Below are 22,337 nucleotides of genomic sequence, written 5' to 3'. Positions count from 1 at the left end.
CACGCCAGTCGCAGATAGCCGAAAGGCCTGCACTACTGCACCCAGCGTTGCAGAATTTGCTGCAAATCTGTGCGTTTGAAGGGCTTGGCCAGGTAATCGTTCATTCCCGCCGATAAACAGGCTTCGCGGTCACCCTGCAAGGCGTTGGCGGTCAGCGCGATGATCGGCAAGTCTGTGCAGCCGGGTAATTGGCGAATCTGTCGGGTGGCCTCGTAGCCGTCGATGATCGGTAGCCGGCAGTCCATCAGAATCGCTTCAAAAATCAGACTCTCCGCACTGCGCACTGCCTGGGCGCCATCGGTGACGACGCTGACAGTAAAGCCCAGACTGCGCAACATTGCTTCGATGACCGTCTGATTGACCGGATTGTCTTCCACCAGCAACACGTTGCGCCCTTCGCCATCACCGCTGCCGGTCGGTATACGCGGTACTGGCACAGGCAGCGTCTGTTTATAGAGCGCCAGCGGGATTTCCAGGGTGAACACCGAGCCGCGACCTTCCTCGCTCTGGGCTCGCAACGTGCCGCCCATGCGTTCAGCCAGCGTGCGAGCAATCGGCAAGCCCAGCCCGGTGCCACCGTATCGCCTCGAAATAGAGCTGTCGGCCTGCTGGAAGGCGTTGAACATCAATTCCAGGCTTTCAGCCGAGATACCAATCCCGCTGTCGCGCACCGTGCAGGTGAACCACAGCAATTCGTGATCCAGCGACTGCCATTGCGGTTCGATGCTGACGCGGCCCTGTTCGGTGAATTTCAGCGCATTGCCGATCAGGTTGACCAGGATCTGCCGGATCCGCGTCGGGTCGCCCTGCACCTGCAACGCGCGCATGCCGTCCGGAATCGACAGCGCCAGGTCGAGCCCGCGTTGCATGGCGCCGTGCGAGAACGACTGGGCGCAACTGCCGATCAGGTCTGCGAGGTTGAACGGAATGTGTTCCAGCTCCAGTTCCGAACGCTCGATGCGCGAGAAATCCAGAATGTCGTTGATGACTTTGAGCAGGTGTTCGGTGGACTCCGAGGCGAGCGCCGCGTATTCGACCTGCTCCTCGGTCATCTCGGTGGTTTCCAGCAGTTGCAGCATGCCTAGCACGCCATTCATCGGCGTGCGCAGTTCGTGGCTCATCATCGCAAGGAAATCGGATTTGGCGTTGTTGGCCTTTTCCGCTTCCTCGCGAGTCTGAATCAACTGCGCCATCGCTTGATGCTGTTCACGACTGGCTTGTTCGAGCCCGTTGGCGAGGTTGTTGATGTGTTGCGACAGCGCCCCCAGTTCGGTGTCATCGACGATCGGCAGCGGCGTTTTGTAGTCGCCGTCCTGAATCGCCTTGACCGCGTTGCCGATGTCGCGGATCGGTTGCGACAGACTGCCCGCCAGGCGCCGGGCGAGCAGAAAAGTAAACAGCAGGGCGAACAGCGCCAGGATCCCGGCCTTGAGCAGGATTTCCTGCTGACGCTGGCTGAAGGCGTCATTGGACAGGCCGACGATCACCCGCCCCAGATAATCCTCGCTGGGCGCCGTGTTGGCGACGCGGCTGCCCTGCAGGAAATCATTGTGCAGCTGGATGCGTTGCAGCCGCACCGGGGCCTGGAACACTTCGACCTGGTGCGAGCGGTTGTGGGTTTCCGACGGTTGCTCGACGTACACCAGAATCCGGTTGGCGCTGTCCTGGACTTCCAGAAAACGCACATTGGGCGTGGCCAGGGTGGCCTTGAGCAAACTGTCGAGCACCTCGTTGTTGCCCGAGATCACCCCGTACTCGGTGGCCGGCGCCAGTTGGTTGGCGATCAGTTGCCCGGTGTGATTGAGCTCCTGACGCAGGTCCTGGATCCGCACGAAGGTGAAGAAGCTGATCAACAGCAACGTCAGCAACAGGGCAGGGCCGAGGCTGATAATTTGCGTGCGGGTGTTGATGTCCCAACGACGACGGAAAGTCATGGGTGGCGTTCTCCTGCGGCCAACTGTGTTGCGACAAACGCATCAGACATCTGTTCAATACCTAATGAACGAGCCACCTGCGGGTTACTCAAGACTTTGAAATGTTGCGGATAATGCGCGCGTGGCCATGTCGTTGGTGGTCGGTCGAGCAGCTCATTGAGAATCTCCAGCCAATCACTCTGATCGCTGTAGGTGCTGGCCAGGCTGCCAGCCTTGACGAATCCGGGATTGGGACCGATCAGCGCCATTTGCCGCGCGTAGCTGCTAAGCAGCAGGTTCTTCGCGGTTTTCGGGTTGTATAAATCGGGGTCGTCGAGGCCCAGCAACACATCGCTGTTCTTCAGCAAGGTCTGCAGCGGCCGGCTGTCGTTGGTGTTATCCCAACGCTCGGTAACCACCTCAAGGCCCAGGGAGTGGGCGGCCTGATGCAATTCTTTCAACAGGAATTCGCTGTGGCTGTCGAAGAGCACACCCACGCGTTTGGCATGGGGCAGGAGGAGCCGGGTCAGGCGTAATTGCCGGTCCAGAGGCTGATCGCTCCAAAGCAGGCTGAGGTGTGAGGGTAGGGTGGTCCCCAGACGCTGGCGGGCTTGCAGGCGGCTGATGCGCAGGACCAACGTCGCCGGGCCCTGGGGGTCTTGCAGGCGCCAGTCGAGGCTTGGCAGGTCGAGCAGAATCAGACGGGTACCGGCGGGCAGTTTGCCTGGCGCCGGCAGACTGGCCAGTGTCTGGAAACGCACGCTGTCGTCAGGGCGCATCTCGCGCAGGGCCTGGGCGAAGGATTGCGCGCCGGGGCTGTCCTCGACGCCGGTCAGCAAAATGTCCGCGGCGCTGGCCGCCAGGCTGCTCAGCAGTCCGGCAAACACCAGGCACAACCCGGCCAGCAGGCGGCCAAGGATTGGCGTCTTGCGTGACGGGCTATACAGCATCTTAGAACGCCAGCTCTGCGCTGAAGTAAAGCACCCGGCGCTCGTCGTAGTTGTTGTCGACGAAGGTTGTGGGCTGGTGGTCGAGGCGTTGCTGGAGCACACCGGCCAGTTCCAGGCTGGCCTTACCCAGGCCGATGCGTTTGGCGATGCGCGTGTCGACCCGTTCGAAGCGGTAGCCGTTCAGGGCATCGTCACCATAGTAGAAGAGCGCGCTGTTCCAGCCGTGGCCCCAGTTATGCAGCCAACCGGCGGAACCGCTGTTTCGAGCGGTCTGTTGGGCATCCTGCGGGTTACTCGCCTCGGCATCGACGTAGGCATACGTCAGGCGCAGGCGATCGGCGCTGCTGATTCTCCAGTCGAGCTGGGTTTCTGCCCCGGAGAAGCGCGCACTGTTTGAGTTGCTGGCGATGTACTGATTGTTGCGCAGCGGTTCGCTGATCATCCCGGTGATTTCGTCGTAGAACAGTTTCACATCGACCGCCAGCCCCACTTCGGCAAAGTAGCCGTTATAGCCCAGCTCCCGGGAGCGCATGTATTCCTGTTCGAGGTTGCCGGGGCCACGGGTCTTGACGAAATAACGGGCACTGGACTGGCCATAGGCGCTGGGTCGCAGGTTCTTTACCTGATAGCTCCAGTTGACGTTGTTCTCGAACATGTCCGGCGAGCGGATGGCTTCCGAATACACCGCCCGTAGGCCATGACGCGGGTTGATCAGGTAGTTGACCGCCACCCGTGGGGTGAGCGAACTGCCGATCAATTGCGTGTCTTCGAACATCGCACCGCCCTGCAGCAACCAATGCTCGGTGGCGCGCCACTCGAGCTGGCCGAACGCCCGCCAGGTGGTGTCGTCGAGGGTGCCATTGAAGTAGGTCTCGGAATCTGCCCGGTCGTAACGATAGTTCATGCCGCTGACCAGCCGCAGACTGTCGGACAGGCTGAGGGTGTCCTGCAATTCAAGGTCGTAGCGCGATTCCCGGGTGCTCTGGTCAATATCGCCACAGAGGGTTTGCCGGGCGCCGTTTCGCCATTGATCGAGCACTTGATTGGCCAGTGCGCGCTGGGCCGGGTCACCTGCGGGCGCGCCGGGGCCGGTGTAGCGCTCCATGTTGCGCGCCAGGCGTTCGGTGTAATTCGGGTTGAGCTGCCAGAGTTCGGTCAGCTGCGGGCTGAACGAAACCTCGGCATCGCAGGCGCGCCAGGTCTGCTGACGATCCCAATGCTGCGCCGAGCCCTGGATGTAAAGGCTGTGATCGGGATTGATGTCGAGGTTCCAGCGCAGCGAGCCGGCGTAGTCCTTGGCGACGACGTCGGAATTGTTCCCGGAAGCGGTAATCCCCGAGAAGACCGGGCGGTAGGTATACGGCCGCTGGTTGCTCCCGTCCTTGGCATTCAATTGCCAGTCGATGCTCTGGTTTTCAGTGAGCGTCTGGCTGACGGCGAGGTTGAAGCGGTTCAAGCGGCGGCTGTCGCGGTAATCGGCGCCGTTACGGTCCGAGTCGAAGCCGTCGTCTTGCTGGCCGGACAGTGACAGACGCAGGTCGCCGCCGTCCCAGCCCACGCCCTGGCTGGCGTAAAAGTCGTCGATGCCGCGCTGCCCACGGGTGACTTTCATTCGCGTGCCGTGGCTGTCGGCCGGGCTGCGTGTGATGATGTTGACCACCGCCATCAGCGCATTGGCGCCATAGCTGACGGTGTTCGGGCCGCGAAAAACTTCGATGCGTTCGATGTCTTCCAGGGCCACCGGAATGTCACTCCAGTCCACCGTGGCCAGGCCTGCGCGGTACACCGAGCGGCCGTCGATCAACACTTGCATGCGTCGCGCTTCGGTCGCATTGGTGCCGTGATAGTTCACCGCCGCCTGGTTGCCGTTGATGTTGCCGACCATCATTCCCGGCACCAGTCGCAACAACTCACTGATGTCCCGGGCGCCACTGGCGTTGATCAGTTCGCTGTCGATCACCGTCATGCTCCCCGGTACCGCAGCCGGCGACTGCTTGAGCCGCGTAGCGGTCAATACTTGCGGCAGCGGCTCGCTGTCGAGGAACAAGTCGTCGGCAAGCAATGGCGAGCTGAACATCAGCGCCAGTACCAGCGGCGAGCGAGGTGATGGAGAGCCAAACGACACAACACATCCTTGATAGCGAACAATTGGCGCGCATGTTAACCGAGCGCAATGACTTTTCCAGTCACGTTGTGGGCATTTTCCTCGGTTTTCTTGGTCTTCTTCCTACAAGTGTCGGTAATTGATGCGGGGGCTGGCCGCCACTGGGCCGCTCCGTATAATGCCGACATCGCCACTGGTATGGATTAACGGATTGCATATGACTGAACAGCGCCCAATTGCGGTCCTGGGAGGCGGAAGTTTTGGTACCGCCGTGGCTAATCTGCTGGCCGAGAATGGGCATCAGGTCCGGCTGTGGATGCGTGACCCCGAGCAGGCCGAGGCCATTCGGGTCAATCGCGAGAACCCGCGTTACCTCAAAGGCATCAAGATTCTGCCGGCCGTGGAAGCGGTCACCGACCTGCTGGCCACGCTGCAAGCCTGCGACCTGTGCTTCGTCGCACTGCCGTCCAGCGCGCTGCGCTCGGTATTGATGCCGCACGCCGAGCGTTTGAGCGGCAAGTTGCTGGTGAGCCTGACCAAAGGCATCGAAGCCCACACCTTCAAACTGATGAGCGAAATCCTCGAAGAGATCGCCCCGCAAGCGCGCATCGGCGTGCTGTCCGGGCCGAACCTGGCCCGTGAAATCGCCGAGCACGCGCTGACCGCCACGGTGGTCGCCAGCGAAGACGAAGAACTCTGCCAGCGGGTCCAGGAAGCGTTGCATGGCCGGACCTTTCGCGTGTACGCCAGCGCCGACCGTTTTGGCGTGGAGTTGGGTGGCGCGTTGAAAAACGTCTACGCGATCATTGCCGGCATGGCCGTGGCGATGGGCATGGGCGAAAACACCAAGAGCATGCTGATCACCCGGGCGCTGGCGGAAATGACCCGCTTTGCGGTGAATCAGGGCGCCAACCCGATGACCTTCCTCGGTTTGGCGGGCGTCGGCGATCTGATCGTCACCTGCTCGTCGCCGAAAAGCCGTAACTACCAGGTCGGGTTCGCCCTCGGTCAGGGCTTGAGCCTGGAAGATGCAGTGACGCGCCTGGGCGAAGTCGCTGAAGGGGTGAACACCCTCAAGGTGCTCAAGACCAAGGCTCAGGAGGTGGGCGTGTACATGCCGCTGGTCGCCGGGCTGCATGCCATCCTGTTCGAAGGGCGCACGCTGGAGCAGGTGATCGGTCTATTGATGCGTGCCGAGCCGAAAACCGACGTCGATTTTATTTCCACCAGTGGTTTCAACTAAGCATCAGGGAGAGCGAGACATGAACGATCCGAAAACAGAGGACAAGTACGAATCCATCCTGCTGCGAGTGTTGTGGATGATCGTCTATGTGCTGGTCTGGCAAGTGGCGCAGTTCATCCTTGGCGCCGTGGTGCTGGTGCAGTTGATCTATCGTTTGATATATGGAGCCCCGAGCGCCAGCCTGATGAACTTCGGCGACAGTCTGAGCCAGTTCCTGGCGCAGATCGGTCGTTTCGGCAGCTTCCACAGTGACCAGAAGCCCTGGCCATTCGCCGACTGGCCAACGCCGCGTACACCGGAAGGTGAAGCGCCGCACACTGTGGCGCCGGCACCACACCCGGCCCGAGATGAGGAACCCAAGCTATGAAACTCTGGATACTGCGTCATGGGGAAGCCGAGCCACACGGCAAACGTCCTGATTCGGAAAGGGCACTGACCGCCCATGGTCGTGAAGAAGTGCTGCGCACTGCCGCCGAGTTGGCGGGCAAGCCGCTGACCGCGATCTACGCCAGTCCTTACCTGCGAGCGCAGGAGACCGCAGAAATTGTGCGTACAGCGCTGAATTTCGCGCCGGAGATTCGCACCGTCGACTGGCTGACTCCCGACAACCGCCCGCAAGCGGTGGCGGAGCAGTTGGTGTCTGTGGATCACGCGTTGCTGGTCAGTCATAACCCGCTGGTGGGCAACCTGTTGGGATACTTGCAGCACGGCCACGTGCAAGATCCGGAAGCGGTGAAAACCGCCGGCCTTGCAGAACTTGAAGGCGATTTGCCGCTGGCCGGCGGGATGAAACTCAACGCCATCAAGCACCCGTAACCGCTTTTGCCTTTGCTTTTGCTTTTTGTAGGAGCATGGCTTGCCCGCGAAGCTTTTGCGTTTTCGAAGGCCTCATCGCGGGCAAGCCATGCTCCTACAGGGTGGGGCGGTGACTCCTGATTTTGTTTGAAATAGTCAACCGAGCAACTGCTTGGTTGGCTACGCTTGCTCCAGACCAAAAATAAAGGAGCGAGTCGCATGCCTGCTGCTTTTCGTTTGCCGCTGGACGTCTTCTACGAGCGCGAGGCCCGTCATCCCCGCCAGCGCTTTCTGGTCCAGCCCACGGGCGGCGGACAGGTCGAGACCCTGAGCTGGGCCGACGTCGGTCATCAGGCGCGCTGCGCCGCGCATTGGCTGCGCGCACGCGAACTGCCCCAAGGCAGCCACATCGCCCTGATCTCGAAAAACTGCGCGCACTGGATCATCGCCGACCTGGCGATCTGGATGGCGGGCCACGTGTCGGTGCCGCTCTACCCGAACCTCACCGCCGAGACCGTGGCCCAGGTCCTTGAACACTCCGAAGCGGTCCTGGTGTTCATCGGCAAACTCGATGACTGGCCAGGCATGTCTCGCGGGATCAGCCCCGATCTGCCGACGATCAGCCTGCCGTTGCATCCGCCTGGTACTTTCGACTACAGCTGGGCCGACCTGCAAAAGAGCTCACCGATCCAGGACGATCCCAAGCCGGCCGCCGACCAGTTGGCGACCATCATTTACACCTCCGGTACCACCGGCATGCCCAAAGGCGTGATGCACAGTTTCGCCAATCTGGGGTTTGCCACCACTCGCGGCACGCAGCTGTTTGGCTTGAATGAGTCGGATCGGCTGCTGTCCTACCTGCCGCTGTGCCATGTCGCCGAGCGGATGTTCGTCGAGCTGGCGTCGATCTACACCGGGCAAACGGTGTTCTTTGCCGAAAGCCTCGACACCTTCCTGACTGATTTGCGCCGTGCACGACCGACCGCGCTGTTCGGTGTGCCGAGGATCTGGACCAAATTCCAGATGGGCGTGTACAGCAAGATCCCGGCAAAGCGCCTCGACTTCCTGCTCGGTCTGCCGATCATCGGCAAGCGGGTCGGCCACAAAGTCCTGGCCGGGCTTGGGCTGGATGCCTTGCGCATCGCCCTGTCCGGCGCCGCGCCAGTGCCGCAGACCTTGCTGCTGTGGTACCGCAAACTGGGGCTGGATGTGCTGGAGGTCTACGGCATGACCGAAAGTTGCGGCTATTCGCACGTTTGCCGGCCGGGCCAGAACAAACCCGGCTGGATCGGCAAGCCCTGCCCGGAGGTCGAGGTGCGGATCGCCGAGTCGGGCGAGGTCATGGTGCGCAGCGGCGCGACCATGCTCGGGTATTTCAAGGAGCCTGAGAAAACCGCCGAAACCATCACCGAGGACGGCTTCCTGCGCACCGGCGACAAGGGCGAGGAGGACGCCGAAGGCAACCTGCGCCTGACCGGTCGACTGAAGGAAATATTCAAGACCAGCAAAGGCAAATACGTCGCCCCGGCACCGATCGAGAATCGTCTGGCGGAGCATTCGCGCATCGAGCAAGTGTGCGTGGTGGGCGATGGCCTGAGTGCGCCGCTGGGGTTGTGCGTGCTCTCGGCGGTCGGTCAGCAGGACGCCAGCGGAACGGCGCGGGCGGGCCTGCATTCAAGCTTGGAAAAACTGTTGGAGGAGGTCAATGGCGTCCTCGACAAACACGAACGCTTGCATCGATTGGTGGTGGTCAAGGACAGCTGGGCGGTGGAAAACGGCTTTCTGACGCCGACCCTGAAGATCAAGCGCAACGTGATCGAAGCGGCTTACGGTGCCCGCTTCGAAGAATGGAGCGCGCGCAGCGAAGCGGTGCTGTGGCAGGATTGAGTCACGAATAAAACCAACAAAGGATGTCAGCAATGAGCTTGTGGCGTACCCATCCCAACATTGAACAGTTGAACGCAATTCAGAAAAACACCATCGGCGACGTGCTGGATATTCGCTTCGAAGCCTTCGACGACGAGTCCCTGACCGCGAGCATGGTCATCGACCATCGCACTCACCAGCCTTACGGCTTGCTGCACGGCGGCGCCTCGGTGGTGCTGGCCGAAACGGTCGGCTCGATGGCCAGTTACCTGTGCATCGACGCCAGCAAGTTTTACTGCGTGGGCCTGGAAGTCAACGCCAACCATTTGCGCGGCTTGCGCAGCGGGCGGGTCACGGCGGTGGCCAAACCGATTCACATCGGCCGCACGACGCATGTCTGGGATATCCGTTTGACCAGCGATGAGGGCAAGGCCAGTTGTGTGTCGCGGTTGACCATGGCGGTGGTGCCGTTGGGTGAGAATCCGCCCGCCCGCTGAGAGTGTGTTTCTTCAATTAGATGCACCCCTCACCCTAACCCTCTCCCCACGGGGGCGAGGGGACTGACCGAGGTGTTCTTGGCGCTACATCGACCTGAAAGTCCGAGTCGAACTCCGGTCTTGAAAAGCCCCCGGTCTGCTCCCTTTCCCCTCTCCCCCATGGGGAGAGGGCTGGGGGGAGGGGTGGATCTTGAGGCTTACAACAAACTCAGAACATCCACAGACCCGTATCCCCATGACCGGACTGTCATCATTCCTGGCACTTACGGTCATTGCTGTAGGACGTCGTCTTACGGACAATCAACCCTTGTTTTCGTTGATGGATCACCGGTATGTCGCAACAGATATTTTTCGCCCACGCCAACGGGTTCCCCTCGGGCACCTACGGCAAGCTGTTCGCGGCGCTGGCGCCCGAGTATCAGGTGACGCATCTGCAGCAGCACGCCCATGACCCGCGTTTTCCGGCGGACGACAACTGGTACAACCTGGTCGATGAGCTGATTCATCACCTCAAGCAGCAACCGGAACCCGTGTGGGGGGTCGGCCATTCCTTCGGTGGCGTGCTGCATCTGCACGCGGCGTTGCGGTGCCCCGAGCTCTATCGCGGCGTGGTGATGCTTGATTCGCCGGTGCTGACCCGCGCCGATCAATGGGTGATCCGCGCCGCCAAACGCTTCGGTTTCATCGATCGCCTGACCCCGGCCGGCCGTACGTTGGGACGCCGGGAAGAGTTCACCGATCTGGACGCGGCCCGACTCTATTTCGCGGGCAAAACCCTGTTTCGCGGTTTCGATCCGGAATGCTTCGACGCTTACCTGCAACACGGCTTGCACAAGGTGGGCGACAGGTTGCGCCTGCGCTTCGACCCGGCCACGGAAATCAGTATCTACCGTGGCGTGCCGCACACCAGCCCCGGCCGCACGCGGCAACTGAAAGTGCCGCTGGCGGTGGTTCGCGGGCACAAGAGCCGGGTGGTGATGCGTCATCACGCAAGCCTCGTGGGGCGCTTGCCGCTGGGCGAGTCCCTGACCATGCCAGGCGGCCACATGTTTCCCCTCGAACGTCCCCAAGACACGGCCACGCTGCTGAAGAACCTGCTCAGCCGTTGGGACGGTCGCCGCCAACAGGATTGCGCATGAGCAACGTCGTTGAAGAAGTTCGCCTGAGCCTGCCGCACATCGAGTTGGCAGCGCACTTGTTCGGCCCCGAAGACGGCCTGCCGGTGATTGCCTTGCATGGCTGGCTGGACAACGCCAACAGCTTCGCCCGGCTGGCGCCGAAGCTCAAAGGCTTGCGCATCATCGCGCTGGACATGGCCGGTCACGGTCATTCCGGGCATCGGCCGAGCGGTGCCGGTTACGCGCTGTGGGACTACGCCCATGACGTGCTGCAAGTGGCCGAGCAATTGGGCTGGAAGCGCTTTGGGCTGCTGGGGCATTCCATGGGTGCGATCGTTTCGCTGGTGCTGGCCGGTTCGTTGCCGGAACGCGTAACCCATCTGGCGTTGATCGACGGAGTCATTCCTCCTACAGACAAGGGCGAAAACGCTGCCGAACGGATGGGCATGGCCCTGCAAGCGCAGCTGGATTTGCGGGAGAAGCGCAAACCGGTCTACAACACCCTCGACCGGGCCATCGAAGCGCGGATGAAAGGCTTGGTCGCTGTCAGTCGCGAAGCCGCAGAGCTGCTGGCCCAACGTGGATTGATGCCAGTGCCGGGCGGTTATACCTGGCGCACCGATAACCGCCTGACCTTGCCGTCGCCGCTGCGTCTGACCACCGAACAGGCGATGGCCTTCGTCCTGCGAGTCAGTTGTCCTGCAAAACTGGTGGTGGCTGCCGACGGCATGCTCGCCAAACATCCCGAGTTGCTGGAGCGTCTACCCTTTAGCCGTGAACAGCTGCCTGGCGGTCATCATTTGCACCTGAATGACGAACCCGGTGCCGACCTTGTCGCAGACTGTTTCAATCGGTTCTTCGCCGTTCCTTGACTTGCGCCGGGCAACTGTCGAGGCTGGGCGGGTTGAAATGGGAGACAACCATGATAGATCTCTACACCGCTGCGACCCCGAATGGCCACAAGGTCTCTATCGTGCTCGAGGAACTCGGCCTGCCCTACACGGTGCACGCCTTGAGTTTCGACAAAAAGGAACAGAAGTCCGAGGGCTTCCTCAAGATCAATCCCAATGGCCGGATTCCGGCGATTGTCGACCGCGCCAACGGCGATTTCGCCGTGTTTGAATCCGGCGCGATCCTGATTTACCTGGCTGAACTGAGCGGCAAACTGCTGCCAAAAGACCCCAAGGGGCGTTCAGTGGTCCTGCAATGGCTGATGTTCCAGATGGGTGGGATCGGCCCGATGCAAGGCCAGGCCAACGTGTTTTTCCGTTACTTCCCGGAGAAGCTCCAGGGCGCCATCGATCGCTATCAACATGAAACCCGCCGCCTCTATGAAGTGCTCGACACGCGCCTGCAAGCCGTGGAGTTTCTGGCCGGTGAATACAGCATTGCCGACATCGCCACTTATCCGTGGGTCCGTGGCCATGAGTGGTCGGGTGTCGCGGTCGACGGTTTGCCGGCCCTGCAGCGCTGGATGGCAACCATGGAGGCGCGTCCGGCGGTACAGCGCGGTTTGCTGGTGCCTGAGCGCATCGATGACGCCAGTATCATCAAGGGTGCCCAGGCCATGCTGATCCGATGAGTCTATCCATGCGTTCATTCAGTCTGCTGGCGCTGTATTGCTTCAGTCCCCTGTTATTTGCCGCCGATGTCCCGGGCAGCCATGACCTGCCGATCGTGCCGCGTATGGCCGATGCGCAGATCGTTGACTATCGTCCGGTCGCCGAACTTGAGCGGATCTATCCATTGGGTTCGATCCGCAAAATCAGCGGCCAGTTGCGCTTCGACGGCCAGGTCGCTGCCAGAGGGCAAACCACTTCGGTAACCTACGAGTTGCCACCGGAGCATTCCTCCACCGAGGCCTTCACCGCTGCTCGTGAAGCCTTGCAGAAGCAGGAGGCCCAGTTGCTGTTCTGGTGCCAGGCCCGTGATTGCGGCGAGAGCAGCCTGTGGGCCAATGACGTCTTCGGCAATGCCAAGCTTTATGGCGCAGATGATCAGCAAGCGTTTTTGCTGTTGCGTCTGGCGGCCCCACAGGACAACACGCTGGTGGCGCTTTACAGCATCACGCGCGGCAATCGCAAAGCTTATCTGCATGTCGAACAGTTTGACGCCGCCGCGCCGCTGGGTGATTTGCTGCCGACTTCTGCAACCTTGCTTCGAGAGCTCAAAAGCACCGGTGAACTCGATTTCCCCAAACTGACCGGCGATCCTGACGAGTCCTGGCTACGCCTGATCTCTCGTGGGCTGAATCTGGACACCACGTTGCGGGTCAGTGTTTCCGGGCCGAAGGCCGAAGCCTGGCGTCAGGCACTGATCGGACAGGGGGTGCGTACCGCCAGGATGGAAGCCGGCAGCATCGACGGCGCTGGTTTGCACATCGAACTGTTGCGGTAAGCTTTATCAGGCGAACGTACACACTGCGTTCGCCCACTCTTTTGCGGACTGACTTTTTTCGAGATTTAGATGATCAATAACGATCGGCTGTTGGTGCAGATCCTGCTCCTGGTGCTGTTTGGCGCGAGTTTCTGGGTGATGGCGCCGTTCTGGTCGGCGCTGTTCTGGGGCGCAGTGCTGGCGTTTGCCAGTTGGCCGTTGATGCGTTTGCTGACGCGTTTGCTCAATGGTCGCGAATCCCTGGCGGCCGCAATGCTGACGCTGGGCTGGATGTTGCTGGTGGCATTGCCGTTGGTCTGGCTGGGGTTCAACCTCGCGGACCATGTGCGCGATGCCACGGCATTCATCAAGGATGTGCAGGTCGACGGGCTGCCGGAAGCGCCGGCCTGGCTGGGCAGTATTCCCTTGGTGGGCGAGCGGCTGGTGGGGGTCTGGAACAGCATCGATCAGCAGGGCGCGGCGATGATGCTGGCGGTCAAACCTTATCTGGGTCAGGTCGGCAATTGGTTGCTGGCGCGCAGTGCGCAGATTGGCGGCGGGATACTTGAGCTGACGTTGAGTATCGTCTTCGTGTTCTTTTTCTACCGTGACGGGCCGCGCCTGGCAGCGTTTGTTCACGGGTTGCTGGAACGTCTGATTGGTGAGCGTGCCGGGTATTACATTGAGTTGGTAGCGGGCTCGGTGCAGCGGGTGGTGAACGGTGTGATCGGGACGGCAGCGGCCCAGGCGGTTCTGGCGTTGATCGGGTTTCTGATTGCCGGGGTACCCGGGGCGCTGGTGCTGGGGATCGTCACGTTTTTGTTGAGCCTGATTCCGATGGGACCGCCGCTGGTGTGGATTCCGGCCACGGCCTGGCTGGCCTGGAAGGGCGAGTACGGGATGGCGGTGTTTCTCGGGATTTGGGGGATGTTCATCATCAGTGGCGTCGACAACGTGCTCAAACCGTACCTGATCAGCCGGGGCGGGAATTTGCCGTTGGTGATTGTCCTGCTCGGGGTGTTTGGCGGGCTGATTGCCTTCGGGTTTATAGGCTTGTTCATCGGCCCGACGTTGTTGGCGGTGGCCTACAGCCTGCTGAACGACTGGAGCAAGAGTCAGGCCCGGGTTGAGGATCGCCGGCCCTGAGATTTTCGTTGGGGCTTAGGGCCTCATCGCGAGCAGGCTCGCTCCCACAGTTGATCTGCATTGATCACATAATTTGTTATCGATACAAGTCAATGTGGGAGCGAGCCTGCTCGCGATGCTTTTGACTCAGGTCGCGACGTTCAGGTATTTGCCCACGGTCGCCACGTTGTCGAGCGAATACTGCTTGCTCAGGTTGGCGATCATTTTGTTCAGGGCTTCGGTCACGTTCGACTGATCGGTGGAGCTGTTGGTGTTTCGCTCGCGGCCGGCTTGCAACGCCGCGTTCAATTCGTCGCTGCTGACGCCGCCACTGCTGTCGCTATCCAGCACTTTGAGCAACGCGGCGCTGGTGTCGGTGTTGGTCGATGAGGTGCTGCTGGTCTGCAACGCGCTGGTCAGCTCGGTGGCGCTGACACTGCCGTCGCTGTCCGCATCGAGCTGGCTGAACAGTTCTTCGCTGGACATTTGTTGAGGTGGCGGCGGAGGCGGGGCGAGGCTGGCGGCGAGTTCGTCCTGGCTGACGGAGCCGTCTTCGTTCTTGTCCAGGGCCGAGAAGATTTCTGTGCTGTCGGCGCTGCTACCGGCGTTGGCCAGGCCGTTGCTCAGTTCATCGCTGCTGATGGCGCCGTCACCGTCGGCGTCCAGGGCGCTGATCAGCGCGTCAGCCAGTTCGGTATTCGGTGCCTGGTCCCGTGGCGGTGGCGGTGGCGGCGGAGGGGCCATCGCGGCCATTTCTTCACTGCTCAGGCTGCCGCTTTCGTCGCTGTCCAGGTCGGCGAAATTCTTGCTCAGGCTGACCAGCAGACCGTCGTCGGTTTTCTGCGACAGTGCGCTCTTGAGTTCATCCTGATCCACCGCGCCGTCGCTGTTGCTGTCGAGTTTGGCGAGCAGATCTTTCTGAAATTGCTGACTGCGTGCGGAGCTGGTTGTGGTGCTGCTGGTGCTGGAATAGCTCGTGTAACTGCTGACGCTACCAATCATTGTGCTCACTCCTTGGAATGGATAACCGGTGGGTGCACCGGCTTATGCAGCCTCAAGGGGCAAGTTGTCGTGGGTATGTGAAGTTTGTACCGAGCGGTACACAGAGCGGGTAATCAGGCTCGGGGCAGGCGAATCACTGCTGTCAGGCCACCACCGGGCGTTTCCTCCAGGCTCAAGTGTCCGCCCTGGCGTTCGGCCGCCTCGCGGGCGATGGTCATGCCCAGTCCGACGCCACCGGAGTTGCGGTTGCGCGATCCTTCCAGACGAAAGAATGGCTCGAACACGGCTTCACGTTTATCCGCCGCAATACCCGGCCCATGATCGATGACCCGGATCACCAGGGTTTCGCGCGTGTCGTCGAGCGTAATCAGTGCTTGCCCGGCATAACGCAGGGCATTGTCCAGCAGGTTGTTGATGCACGAGCGCAAGGCCATCGGCTGCACTTGCAACGGTGCGCAGTGGCCGCTGGTGAGAACATCGGCGCCCTGGTCCTGGGCGTTTTCACTCAGGGATTCGACCAGCGCCTGCACGTCCATCCATTGCAGGGCCTCACTGGTGCGCTGCTCGTGCAGGTAGGTGAGCGTGGCGTCGAGCATGCCGATCATGTCGTTCAGATCCTGACGCATCTGGCCTTGCAATTTGTTGTCGTCGATCTGCTCCAGTCGCAGCTTGAGCCGCGACAGCGGCGTACGCAGGTCGTGGGAGACGGCGCCAAGCATCCGCGAGCGTTGCTGCACTTGTTCACGAATGCGTTGCTGCATCTTGTTGAAGGTGTGTGCCGCTTGCCGTGCTTCCCGTGGGCCGGACTCATCCAGAGGCGGGCTGTCGAGGTTTTCGCTCAGTCGCTCGGCAGCATCGCTCAGGCGCTGAATCGGCCGGCTCAGCAGTTTGGCACCGTACCAGGCGGCGATGATCAGCGAGACCAGCTGAAAGGTCAGCGGCACCAAGGGACCGCCGAACCACGGCCGCGGTGGCCGATTTCCGAAGCGCGGGTCCATCGGTGGGCGCTGTCCGTCGAAGTTTTCGGAAAAACCCGGCGGCGGAGGGGGCGGCGGCGGGCCGTAATAGTGAAACCAGAAAAACGCCAACACGTGCGCCAGGATGATCGCCACCAGCAGCATGCCAAACAGGCGGCCGAAGAGCGTATCGAAGCGCGCACGCATCAGCCGATGTCTCTGGCGTCGAACAGATAACCCTCACCGCGAACGGTTTTGATCAGTTGCGGGGCTTTCGGGTCGTCACCGAGTTTTTGGCGCAGGCGCGAGACCAACAAGTCGATGCTGCGATCAAAGGCTTCGATCGAGCGACCGCGAGCGGCATCCAGCAGTTGTTCGCGGCTGAGTACCCGGCGCGGACGTTCGATGAACACCCAGAGCAAACGGAACTCGGCGTTGGACAGCGGCACCACCAGGCCATCAGCGGCGATCAATTGGCGCAGCACGCTGTTCAGGCGCCAGTTGTCGAAACGGATGTTCGCCCGTTGTTCAGTGCGGTCGTCGCGCACCCGGCGCAGGATCGTCTGGATCCGCGCGACCAGTTCGCGAGGCTCGAACGGCTTGGCCATGTAGTCGTCGGCGCCCAGTTCCAGGCCGATGATCCGGTCGGTGGGTTCGCAGCGGGCAGTGAGCATCAGAATCGGGATGTCCGATTCGGCGCGTAGCCAGCGGCACAGTGACAAACCGTCTTCGCCGGGCAGCATCAGGTCGAGCACCACCACGTCGAAATGCTCCGCTTGCAGCGCCAGGCGCATCGCGGCGCCATCGGTGACGCCGCTGGCGTGAATGTTGAACCGGGCCAGATAGTCGATCATCAGTTCGCGGATCGGGACGTCATCGTCGACGATCAGGGCGCGAATGCTCCAGCGTTTGTCGTCGCCGGGCGCTTTTTGATCGTCGTTCACAGGTGCGTGGAGGTTGTGCATGCGTGCGTTCATCTGCCAGGTAGGCTGCCAACCACAAAGATGGGCTGCGAGGTTGTGGTTTCAGCATAGGCGTCCGGCCCGGAGGCGGGAAGTGCTGTAGGACGTGTTGCGGCTGCCGAAGGTAACGTTGAAGGGTGTTGCAGGCATGTCATGTGTGTATCTGACTCGACACAATGGGTGCAAGGGCTAGTCTTGCTTGAGCCGTCTCGACGAATTACCGATCATCGGGTCCCGCAGAGGCGCTGGTTCCGCTACAATGCGCGCCGATTTCGACCTGCCTGAGAGCCCACTCATGTCCGCCTGCCAGACTCCTATCATCGTCGCCCTGGATTTTCCCACCCGTGACGCCGCACTGAAGCTGGCCGATCAGTTGGACCCGAAGCTGTGCCGGGTCAAGGTCGGTAAAGAACTGTTCACCAGCTGCGCTTCGGAAATCGTTGGCACCCTGCGTGACAAGGGGTTCGAAGTGTTCCTGGACCTCAAGTTCCACGACATTCCGAACACCACCGCCATGGCCGTCAAGGCGGCTGCGGAGATGGGCGTGTGGATGGTCAATGTGCACTGCTCCGGTGGCTTGCGCATGATGGCCGCATGCCGCGAAGTGCTTGACCAGCGCACCGGTCCGAAACCATTGCTGATCGGCGTGACCGTGCTGACCAGCATGGAGCGTGAAGACCTGGCGGGTATCGGTCTGGATATCGAGCCGCAGGAGCAAGTGTTGCGCCTGGCCGCGTTGGCGGAAAAAGCCGGGATGGACGGTCTGGTGTGCTCGGCCCTGGAAGCCCAGGCCCTGAAATCGGCGCACCCGTCGCTGCAACTGGTCACTCCGGGGATTCGTCCAGCGGGCAGCGCCCAGGACGATCAGCGCCGCATTCTGACCCCGCGTCAGGCGCTGGATGCCGGTTCCGATTATCTGGTGATTGGCCGTCCGATCAGCCAGGCCGCGGATCCGGCGAAGGCGTTGGCCGCTGTGGTGGCAGAGCTGGCTTAAGCGGCGACTGCAAAATCAATCGCGGGCAAGCCTTGCTCCTACAGATTTCACCGTCTGTAGGAGCATGGCTTGCCCGCGATGCTTTTATACCTTCAGCACCAACTTCCCGAAATTCTCGCCGCTGAACAACTTCATCAGCGTTTCCGGGAACGTCTCCAGTCCTTCAACAATATCTTCCTTGCTCTTGAGTTGCCCCTTGGCCATCCAGCCGGCCATTTCCTGTCCGGCGGCGGCGAACTGCGCGGCATAGTCCATCACCACAAAACCTTCCATTCGCGCGCGGTTGACCAGCAGCGACAGGTAGTTGGCCGGGCCTTTGACCGCTTCCTTGTTGTTGTACTGGCTGATGGCGCCACAGATCACCACCCGCGCCTTCATGGCCAGGCGACTCAACACCGCGTCGAGGATATCGCCGCCGACGTTATCGAAATACACATCGACACCTTTCGGGCATTCGCGCTTGAGGCCGGCCTGGACGTCTTCGTTTTTGTAATCGATGGCACCGTCAAAACCCAGTTCGTCGATCAGGAACTGGCATTTGTCTGCGCCCCCGGCAATGCCGACGACCCGGCAACCTTTGATCTTGGCGATCTGCCCGGCAATGCTGCCCACCGCACCGGCCGCGCCCGACAGCACCACGGTGTCGCCAGCCTTTGGCGCGCCGACATCGAGCAGGGCGAAATAGGCGGTCATTCCGGTCATGCCCAGCGCCGACAGATAGCGCGGCAGAGGCGCCAGTTTCGGATCGACCTTGTAGAAACCTCGTGGCTCGCCGAGGAAGTAATCCTGCACACCCAAGGCACCATTGACGTAGTCCCCGACCGCGAAGCCCGGATTACTCGATGCAACGACTTTGCCTACGCCCAATGCGCGCATTACTTCGCCGATGCCGACCGGCGGGATGTAGGACTTGCCCTCGTTCATCCAGCCACGCATGGCCGGGTCCAGGGACAGGTATTCGTTTTTGACCAGGATCTGACCCGCAGCCGGTTCGCCGACCGGTACTTCTTGATAGGTGAAGGTCTCGCGGGTCGCCGCGCCCACCGGACGTTTGGCAAGCAGGAACTGGCGATTGGTCTGGGTAGTCATGACAGGCACTCAAGATGAATGAAGACTTGTTGATAGACCTTCATGAACGATGCCGCAAGTTTGGCTGATGCGGCGAATGCACATCGATCCAGTGCAGTGATAGTCGAGCCCGCGGTTTTATCACTGTCACTCATGGGCGCCCAACCGGCCTTCTGATAGTGCTGCCGCGCCGCAGGCCCTTGTGGCTAGATTGAGAACACGCGATCCCCCGCATCTTCTCTTCGAGGACATAACAATGAGCATGACGTTTTCTGGCCAGGTTGCCGTTGTGACGGGCGCTGCCAATGGTATTGGCCGCGCGACTGCCCAGGCATTCGCTGCTGAAGGCTTGAAAGTGGTAGTGGCCGACCTGGACGCGGCAGGTGGTGAGGGCACGGTAGAGCTGATTCGTACTGCTGGCGGTGAAGCCACCTTCGTACGCTGCAACGTCACGCTGGAAAGCGATGTAAAAAATCTGATGGATGAAGTGGTCAATACCTACGGCCGTCTCGACTATGCCTTCAACAACGCCGGCATCGAGATCGAGAAAGGCAAACTGGCCGAAGGCACGGTCGATGAATTCGATGCGATCATGGGCGTCAACGTCAAAGGCGTCTGGTTGTGCATGAAGTACCAGTTGCCATTACTGCTGGCTCAGGGCGGCGGTGCAATCGTCAACACCGCATCGGTAGCCGGCCTCGGGGCTGCGCCGAAGATGAGTATTTACGCGGCGTCGAAACATGCGGTGATCGGCCTGACCAAATCGGCGGCCATCGAATACGCCAAGAAAAAGATTCGGGTGAACGCGGTGTGTCCGGCAGTGATCGACACCGACATGTTCCGCCGTGCCTATGAAGCTGACCTGAAGAAAGGCGAGTTCGCCAATGCCATGCACCCGGTCGGGCGCATCGGCAAGGTCGAGGAAATCGCCAGCGCGGTGCTGTACCTGTGCAGCGACGGCGCAGCGTTCACCACGGGGCATTCGCTTGCGGTGGACGGTGGCGTTACGGCGTTTTGAAACCAGGCACTGCAACGTAGGAAAAAGACCGCATTTGTGCGTGATGCTGTTCGCTTAAGGTCGGGGGCATATCCGTTTCTGCGGTGATGGCGGCTGGCGGTTTCGCTTTTACAGCGAGTCACTTGGAAAAGCCCCAAGTAACCAAGGGCTCTTGCCCCGCCATTCGGTGCCTCGCTTAGGCTCGGCATGCCCTCACTCCGGCATTGCTCCGGGGGCCCGCCGCCATCGGCCATCCATGGCCGGGGGCGGCTACCGCGGCATCCTTGCCGCGGTGCCCCCTGCGCAATACCTGCGTTCGGCCTCTGGGAAAGGGGCAAGCAGATCAAGATCAAGATCAAGATCAAAAGCCAAAGCAACGGCAACGGCAACGGCAGGTCAACAGCTTCGCGAGCAAGTCGAATCGTCGCACCGCCGCTCCCACATACAGCAGATCGGTGTACAGCTTTTGCTTTTCACCACTCATCAGGCCGAGCGTTAGCTCGCCCACGGAGCAGGACCGGAGCGAGGGCATGCCGAGCCTTAGCGAGGCACCGAACGAAAGGGGCAAGAGCCCTTGGTTACTTGGGGCTTTTCCAAGTGACCCGCCGTAAGGGCGGAACCCTAAGCCGCCGTGACCACAAAAACGGATATGCACACAAAAAAAACTGGTCGACCCTCGATCCACCGCCCCCTCACTACGCAGGTGTGTACCTGGAAACACCGAGCTTTAGTAAACAGCATTACGCATTTGTGCAGGTTTTTTCGGTTCCTTAAAGGCGCCGGACAATGTGTTTCAAATAGTTAGAATCGACGGTTTTAGCGGCGTTGTCGCACAACTGATCGAGCGCTCCTGTGATTAACTGTTTCCCGCAAAACGGACAGGAGTTTGCTTGCTCATGGAGTTGAGAATCGATCGACAGGCATTGGTGCCGGTCGTACAGCAAATCGTCGACGCGCTAGCCTGCTGGCTTTGCCGTGGCGAGGTGCCGCCGGGGACGCGTTTGCCTTCTGTGCGGCAAATCGCCCGGATCAATTTGCTCAGTCAGTCCAGTGTCGTTGAGGCCTGTGAGCGTCTGGTGGCTCAAGGGGTGCTGGCGTCGCGTCATGGCGCCGGATTCATTGTCGCCATGCCTGCACTGGCCGCTCAGGGGCAACAGGATTGCCCCTGGTTCGAGGGGGCAGAAATGAAACAGGGCGGCACCTCGGGCGAGCTCAAGCTGGGGTGTGGCGGACTGCCAGAGAGCTGGCGCGAAACTGACGACCTGAGCTACGCGATCCGACAGGTCAGTCGCACCGACATGACCGGCCTGTTCAACTACAGCACGCCGCTGGGCCTGCCAGCCCTGCGCCAGCAGATCCACAAACGCCTGAAACATCTGGATATCGTGGTGGAGGAAAGCCGGATCCTGACAACGGCGGGGGCCAGTCAGGGGCTGGACCTGATCGTGCGGACCTTGTTCAAGCCGGGTGATTGCGTGGTGGTGGAGAATCCCGGTTATTCCTTGCTGTTCGATTTGCTCAGGTTGCACGGGGTCAGCATGATCGAGGTGCCGCGAACCCCGCGCGGACCGGACATTGAAGTGCTCGAGGCGCTGCTGGTGAAGTACAGGCCCTGCGGGATCTTCATCAATAGCTTCTATCACAATCCCACTGGCAGCAGCCTGGCGTCGGCGGTGGCGCAGGGGGTTGTGCAACTGGCCAAAACCTATGGCGTTCTGGTAATCGAAGACGATGTCTATGCGGATTTTCACAGCGGCCCCGGTACGCGCCTCGCTGCCTTGGGTGTCGATGACAACGTGATCTACGTCGGCAGCTACTCCAAAACCCTCAGCAGTTCGTTGCGGGTCGGTTTTGTAGTGGCCGGCGCCGAGGTTATTTCGCGGCTGGCCGAGGTCAAGATGATCAGCAGCATGGGCGCTTCACGGTTTTGCGAGTCGGTGCTGGCAAGCCTTTTAGCCAGCGGTGCCTACCGCAAACTGGTCCAGCGCCAGCGCCAGCGTTTGAGCAATGACAGGGAGGCGGCGTTACAGGTGCTTGAAGACGCCGAGTGGGAGGTGTTCGGCAAGCCGGTCGGAGGCTTGTTCATCTGGGCGCGATCGAGGATGTCCGACTACGCTCTGGTGCGCAAACAAGCCCAGCGCTTCGGTGTCCTGTTGTCTTCTGCGACGGCATTCAGCCCCACCGCACAGGCCGGTGACTGGCAGCGAATCAATGTGGCCTATGCCTGTGATCCGCGAGCCCGGGCGTTTTTTCAGGCCACCGCTCCGGATCGACCTCAAGCGTTCTGAAAACGACGGCGGCGTAGCTTTTTGCCATTATTCCGACGCCAGAGACTTGTGTTGATACAGGCCCGTTGCGAATCTGCGTCAAC

General features: G+C 60.9%; 20 protein-coding genes. 13 read left to right on the top strand and 7 right to left on the bottom strand.

What is annotated here, in order from left to right; genetic code table 11:
• Nucleotides 1-32: 32 nt before the first annotated feature.
• From PMI27_RS14720 to PMI27_RS14730, 3 genes are read right to left on the bottom strand one after another with little or no spacing between them, the layout of a single operon-like run.
• Nucleotides 33-1,934: an ATP-binding protein gene (locus tag PMI27_RS14720; protein ID WP_008148024.1), complete on the bottom strand. Its 1,902-nt coding sequence runs from the start codon at nucleotides 1,932-1,934 to the stop codon at nucleotides 33-35.
• On the bottom strand, nucleotides 1,931-2,863 hold the full coding sequence (locus PMI27_RS14725) for an ABC transporter substrate-binding protein (RefSeq protein ID WP_008148026.1): 933 nt from the start codon (nucleotides 2,861-2,863) through the stop codon (nucleotides 1,931-1,933). The genes PMI27_RS14720 and PMI27_RS14725 overlap by 4 nt, the downstream gene beginning before the upstream one ends.
• Nucleotide 2,864: 1 nt before the next feature.
• Nucleotides 2,865-4,988, bottom strand: coding sequence for a TonB-dependent receptor plug domain-containing protein (locus PMI27_RS14730; protein WP_008148029.1), 2,124 nt, complete (start codon nucleotides 4,986-4,988; stop codon nucleotides 2,865-2,867).
• A 196-nt stretch (nucleotides 4,989-5,184) separates the two neighbouring features.
• On the opposite strand from PMI27_RS14730, the gene PMI27_RS14735 reads away from it, so the two are divergent.
• The 10 genes from PMI27_RS14735 (at nucleotide 5,185) to PMI27_RS14780 (ending at nucleotide 14,008) form a co-directional block, all read left to right on the top strand.
• Entirely contained in the window at nucleotides 5,185-6,210 is a 1,026-nt protein-coding gene (locus PMI27_RS14735) for an NAD(P)H-dependent glycerol-3-phosphate dehydrogenase (protein WP_008148031.1), read from the top strand.
• A 19-nt stretch (nucleotides 6,211-6,229) separates the two neighbouring features.
• Nucleotides 6,230-6,577 carry a DUF4389 domain-containing protein gene (locus PMI27_RS14740; protein WP_008148033.1) on the top strand — a complete coding sequence of 116 codons (348 nt, stop codon included), beginning with the start codon at nucleotides 6,230-6,232 and terminating at the stop codon, nucleotides 6,575-6,577.
• Nucleotides 6,574-7,026: a phosphohistidine phosphatase SixA gene (gene sixA, locus PMI27_RS14745; protein ID WP_008148035.1), complete on the top strand. Its 453-nt coding sequence runs from the start codon at nucleotides 6,574-6,576 to the stop codon at nucleotides 7,024-7,026. The genes PMI27_RS14740 and sixA overlap by 4 nt, the downstream gene beginning before the upstream one ends.
• Nucleotides 7,027-7,224: 198 nt before the next feature.
• Complete coding sequence (locus tag PMI27_RS14750) at nucleotides 7,225-8,892, top strand: AMP-binding protein (protein ID WP_008148038.1); 1,668 nt, start codon at nucleotides 7,225-7,227, stop codon at nucleotides 8,890-8,892.
• 32 nt (nucleotides 8,893-8,924) lie between these two features.
• Nucleotides 8,925-9,368, top strand: a complete 444-nt coding sequence (locus tag PMI27_RS14755) for a hotdog fold thioesterase (RefSeq protein WP_008148040.1) — start codon at nucleotides 8,925-8,927, stop codon at nucleotides 9,366-9,368.
• Between the two features lie 332 nt (nucleotides 9,369-9,700).
• Nucleotides 9,701-10,507, top strand: a complete 807-nt coding sequence (locus PMI27_RS14760) for an alpha/beta fold hydrolase (protein ID WP_008148042.1) — start codon at nucleotides 9,701-9,703, stop codon at nucleotides 10,505-10,507.
• Complete coding sequence (locus PMI27_RS14765; RefSeq protein ID WP_008148045.1) at nucleotides 10,504-11,358, top strand: alpha/beta hydrolase; 855 nt, start codon at nucleotides 10,504-10,506, stop codon at nucleotides 11,356-11,358. Before PMI27_RS14760 ends, PMI27_RS14765 begins: the two co-directional genes overlap by 4 nt.
• 50 nt (nucleotides 11,359-11,408) lie before the next feature.
• Complete coding sequence (locus PMI27_RS14770) at nucleotides 11,409-12,068, top strand: glutathione S-transferase family protein (RefSeq protein ID WP_008148047.1); 660 nt, start codon at nucleotides 11,409-11,411, stop codon at nucleotides 12,066-12,068.
• An 8-nt stretch (nucleotides 12,069-12,076) separates the two neighbouring features.
• On the top strand, nucleotides 12,077-12,883 hold the full coding sequence (locus PMI27_RS14775) for a DUF4892 domain-containing protein (protein ID WP_008148049.1): 807 nt from the start codon (nucleotides 12,077-12,079) through the stop codon (nucleotides 12,881-12,883).
• 69 nt (nucleotides 12,884-12,952) lie between these two features.
• A complete protein-coding gene (locus PMI27_RS14780; RefSeq protein ID WP_008148051.1) occupies nucleotides 12,953-14,008 on the top strand; it encodes an AI-2E family transporter in 1,056 nt (351 codons plus the stop codon).
• Between the two features lie 126 nt (nucleotides 14,009-14,134).
• Here PMI27_RS14780 and xopAW read toward each other — a convergent pair whose 3' ends face one another.
• From xopAW to PMI27_RS14795, 3 genes are all read right to left on the bottom strand, one after another.
• Complete coding sequence (xopAW, locus tag PMI27_RS14785) at nucleotides 14,135-14,989, bottom strand: XopAW family type III secretion system calcium-binding effector (protein ID WP_008148053.1); 855 nt, start codon at nucleotides 14,987-14,989, stop codon at nucleotides 14,135-14,137.
• A gap of 113 nt (nucleotides 14,990-15,102) precedes the next feature.
• Nucleotides 15,103-16,152, bottom strand: a complete 1,050-nt coding sequence (locus PMI27_RS14790) for a sensor histidine kinase (RefSeq protein WP_008148055.1) — start codon at nucleotides 16,150-16,152, stop codon at nucleotides 15,103-15,105.
• Entirely contained in the window at nucleotides 16,152-16,910 is a 759-nt protein-coding gene (locus tag PMI27_RS14795) for a response regulator (protein ID WP_033053235.1), read from the bottom strand. The genes PMI27_RS14790 and PMI27_RS14795 overlap by 1 nt, the downstream gene beginning before the upstream one ends.
• A gap of 292 nt (nucleotides 16,911-17,202) precedes the next feature.
• Between PMI27_RS14795 and pyrF the strand changes: the two genes are divergently transcribed.
• Complete coding sequence (gene pyrF / locus PMI27_RS14800) at nucleotides 17,203-17,901, top strand: orotidine-5'-phosphate decarboxylase (RefSeq protein ID WP_008148060.1); 699 nt, start codon at nucleotides 17,203-17,205, stop codon at nucleotides 17,899-17,901.
• Between the two features lie 84 nt (nucleotides 17,902-17,985).
• Here the strand turns inward: pyrF and PMI27_RS14805 are convergent, their stop codons facing one another.
• Complete coding sequence (locus PMI27_RS14805; protein WP_008148062.1) at nucleotides 17,986-18,990, bottom strand: NADP-dependent oxidoreductase; 1,005 nt, start codon at nucleotides 18,988-18,990, stop codon at nucleotides 17,986-17,988.
• Nucleotides 18,991-19,225: 235 nt separating this feature from the next.
• On the opposite strand from PMI27_RS14805, the gene PMI27_RS14810 reads away from it, so the two are divergent.
• Nucleotides 19,226-19,987, top strand: a complete 762-nt coding sequence (locus tag PMI27_RS14810; protein ID WP_008148064.1) for an SDR family oxidoreductase — start codon at nucleotides 19,226-19,228, stop codon at nucleotides 19,985-19,987.
• Nucleotides 19,988-20,862: 875 nt separating this feature from the next.
• Nucleotides 20,863-22,254 (top strand): aminotransferase-like domain-containing protein, encoded by a 1,392-nt coding sequence (locus tag PMI27_RS14815; protein WP_008154606.1) that lies wholly within the window; start codon nucleotides 20,863-20,865, stop codon nucleotides 22,252-22,254.
• The last annotated feature ends 83 nt before the right edge of the window (nucleotides 22,255-22,337 follow it).

The sequence above is a fragment of the Pseudomonas sp. GM41(2012) genome (assembly GCF_000282315.2).
GTDB lineage: Bacteria > Pseudomonadota > Gammaproteobacteria > Pseudomonadales > Pseudomonadaceae > Aquipseudomonas.
This window is presented reverse-complemented; position numbering and strand designations above follow the sequence as displayed.

What these genes read in the sequence shown, in the direction of transcription:
- PMI27_RS14735 (WP_008148031.1), top strand. Translation starts at nt 5,185, where the DNA reads ATGACTGAACAGCGCCCAATTGCGGTCCTGGGAGGCGGAAGTTTTGGT.
- PMI27_RS14795 (WP_033053235.1), bottom strand. Translation starts at nt 16,910, where the DNA reads ATGCACAACCTCCACGCACCTGTGAACGACGATCAAAAAGCGCCCGGC.
- PMI27_RS14740 (WP_008148033.1), top strand. Translation starts at nt 6,230, where the DNA reads ATGAACGATCCGAAAACAGAGGACAAGTACGAATCCATCCTGCTGCGA.
- sixA (WP_008148035.1), top strand. Translation starts at nt 6,574, where the DNA reads ATGAAACTCTGGATACTGCGTCATGGGGAAGCCGAGCCACACGGCAAA.
- xopAW (WP_008148053.1), bottom strand. Translation starts at nt 14,989, where the DNA reads ATGATTGGTAGCGTCAGCAGTTACACGAGCTATTCCAGCACCAGCAGC.
- PMI27_RS14770 (WP_008148047.1), top strand. Translation starts at nt 11,409, where the DNA reads ATGATAGATCTCTACACCGCTGCGACCCCGAATGGCCACAAGGTCTCT.
- pyrF (WP_008148060.1), top strand. Translation starts at nt 17,203, where the DNA reads ATGTCCGCCTGCCAGACTCCTATCATCGTCGCCCTGGATTTTCCCACC.
- PMI27_RS14725 (WP_008148026.1), bottom strand. Translation starts at nt 2,863, where the DNA reads ATGCTGTATAGCCCGTCACGCAAGACGCCAATCCTTGGCCGCCTGCTG.
- PMI27_RS14755 (WP_008148040.1), top strand. Translation starts at nt 8,925, where the DNA reads ATGAGCTTGTGGCGTACCCATCCCAACATTGAACAGTTGAACGCAATT.
- PMI27_RS14815 (WP_008154606.1), top strand. Translation starts at nt 20,863, where the DNA reads ATGGAGTTGAGAATCGATCGACAGGCATTGGTGCCGGTCGTACAGCAA.
- PMI27_RS14765 (WP_008148045.1), top strand. Translation starts at nt 10,504, where the DNA reads ATGAGCAACGTCGTTGAAGAAGTTCGCCTGAGCCTGCCGCACATCGAG.
- PMI27_RS14775 (WP_008148049.1), top strand. Translation starts at nt 12,077, where the DNA reads ATGCGTTCATTCAGTCTGCTGGCGCTGTATTGCTTCAGTCCCCTGTTA.
- PMI27_RS14760 (WP_008148042.1), top strand. Translation starts at nt 9,701, where the DNA reads ATGTCGCAACAGATATTTTTCGCCCACGCCAACGGGTTCCCCTCGGGC.
- PMI27_RS14720 (WP_008148024.1), bottom strand. Translation starts at nt 1,934, where the DNA reads ATGACTTTCCGTCGTCGTTGGGACATCAACACCCGCACGCAAATTATC.
- PMI27_RS14780 (WP_008148051.1), top strand. Translation starts at nt 12,953, where the DNA reads ATGATCAATAACGATCGGCTGTTGGTGCAGATCCTGCTCCTGGTGCTG.
- PMI27_RS14805 (WP_008148062.1), bottom strand. Translation starts at nt 18,990, where the DNA reads ATGACTACCCAGACCAATCGCCAGTTCCTGCTTGCCAAACGTCCGGTG.
- PMI27_RS14790 (WP_008148055.1), bottom strand. Translation starts at nt 16,152, where the DNA reads ATGCGTGCGCGCTTCGATACGCTCTTCGGCCGCCTGTTTGGCATGCTG.
- PMI27_RS14750 (WP_008148038.1), top strand. Translation starts at nt 7,225, where the DNA reads ATGCCTGCTGCTTTTCGTTTGCCGCTGGACGTCTTCTACGAGCGCGAG.
- PMI27_RS14810 (WP_008148064.1), top strand. Translation starts at nt 19,226, where the DNA reads ATGAGCATGACGTTTTCTGGCCAGGTTGCCGTTGTGACGGGCGCTGCC.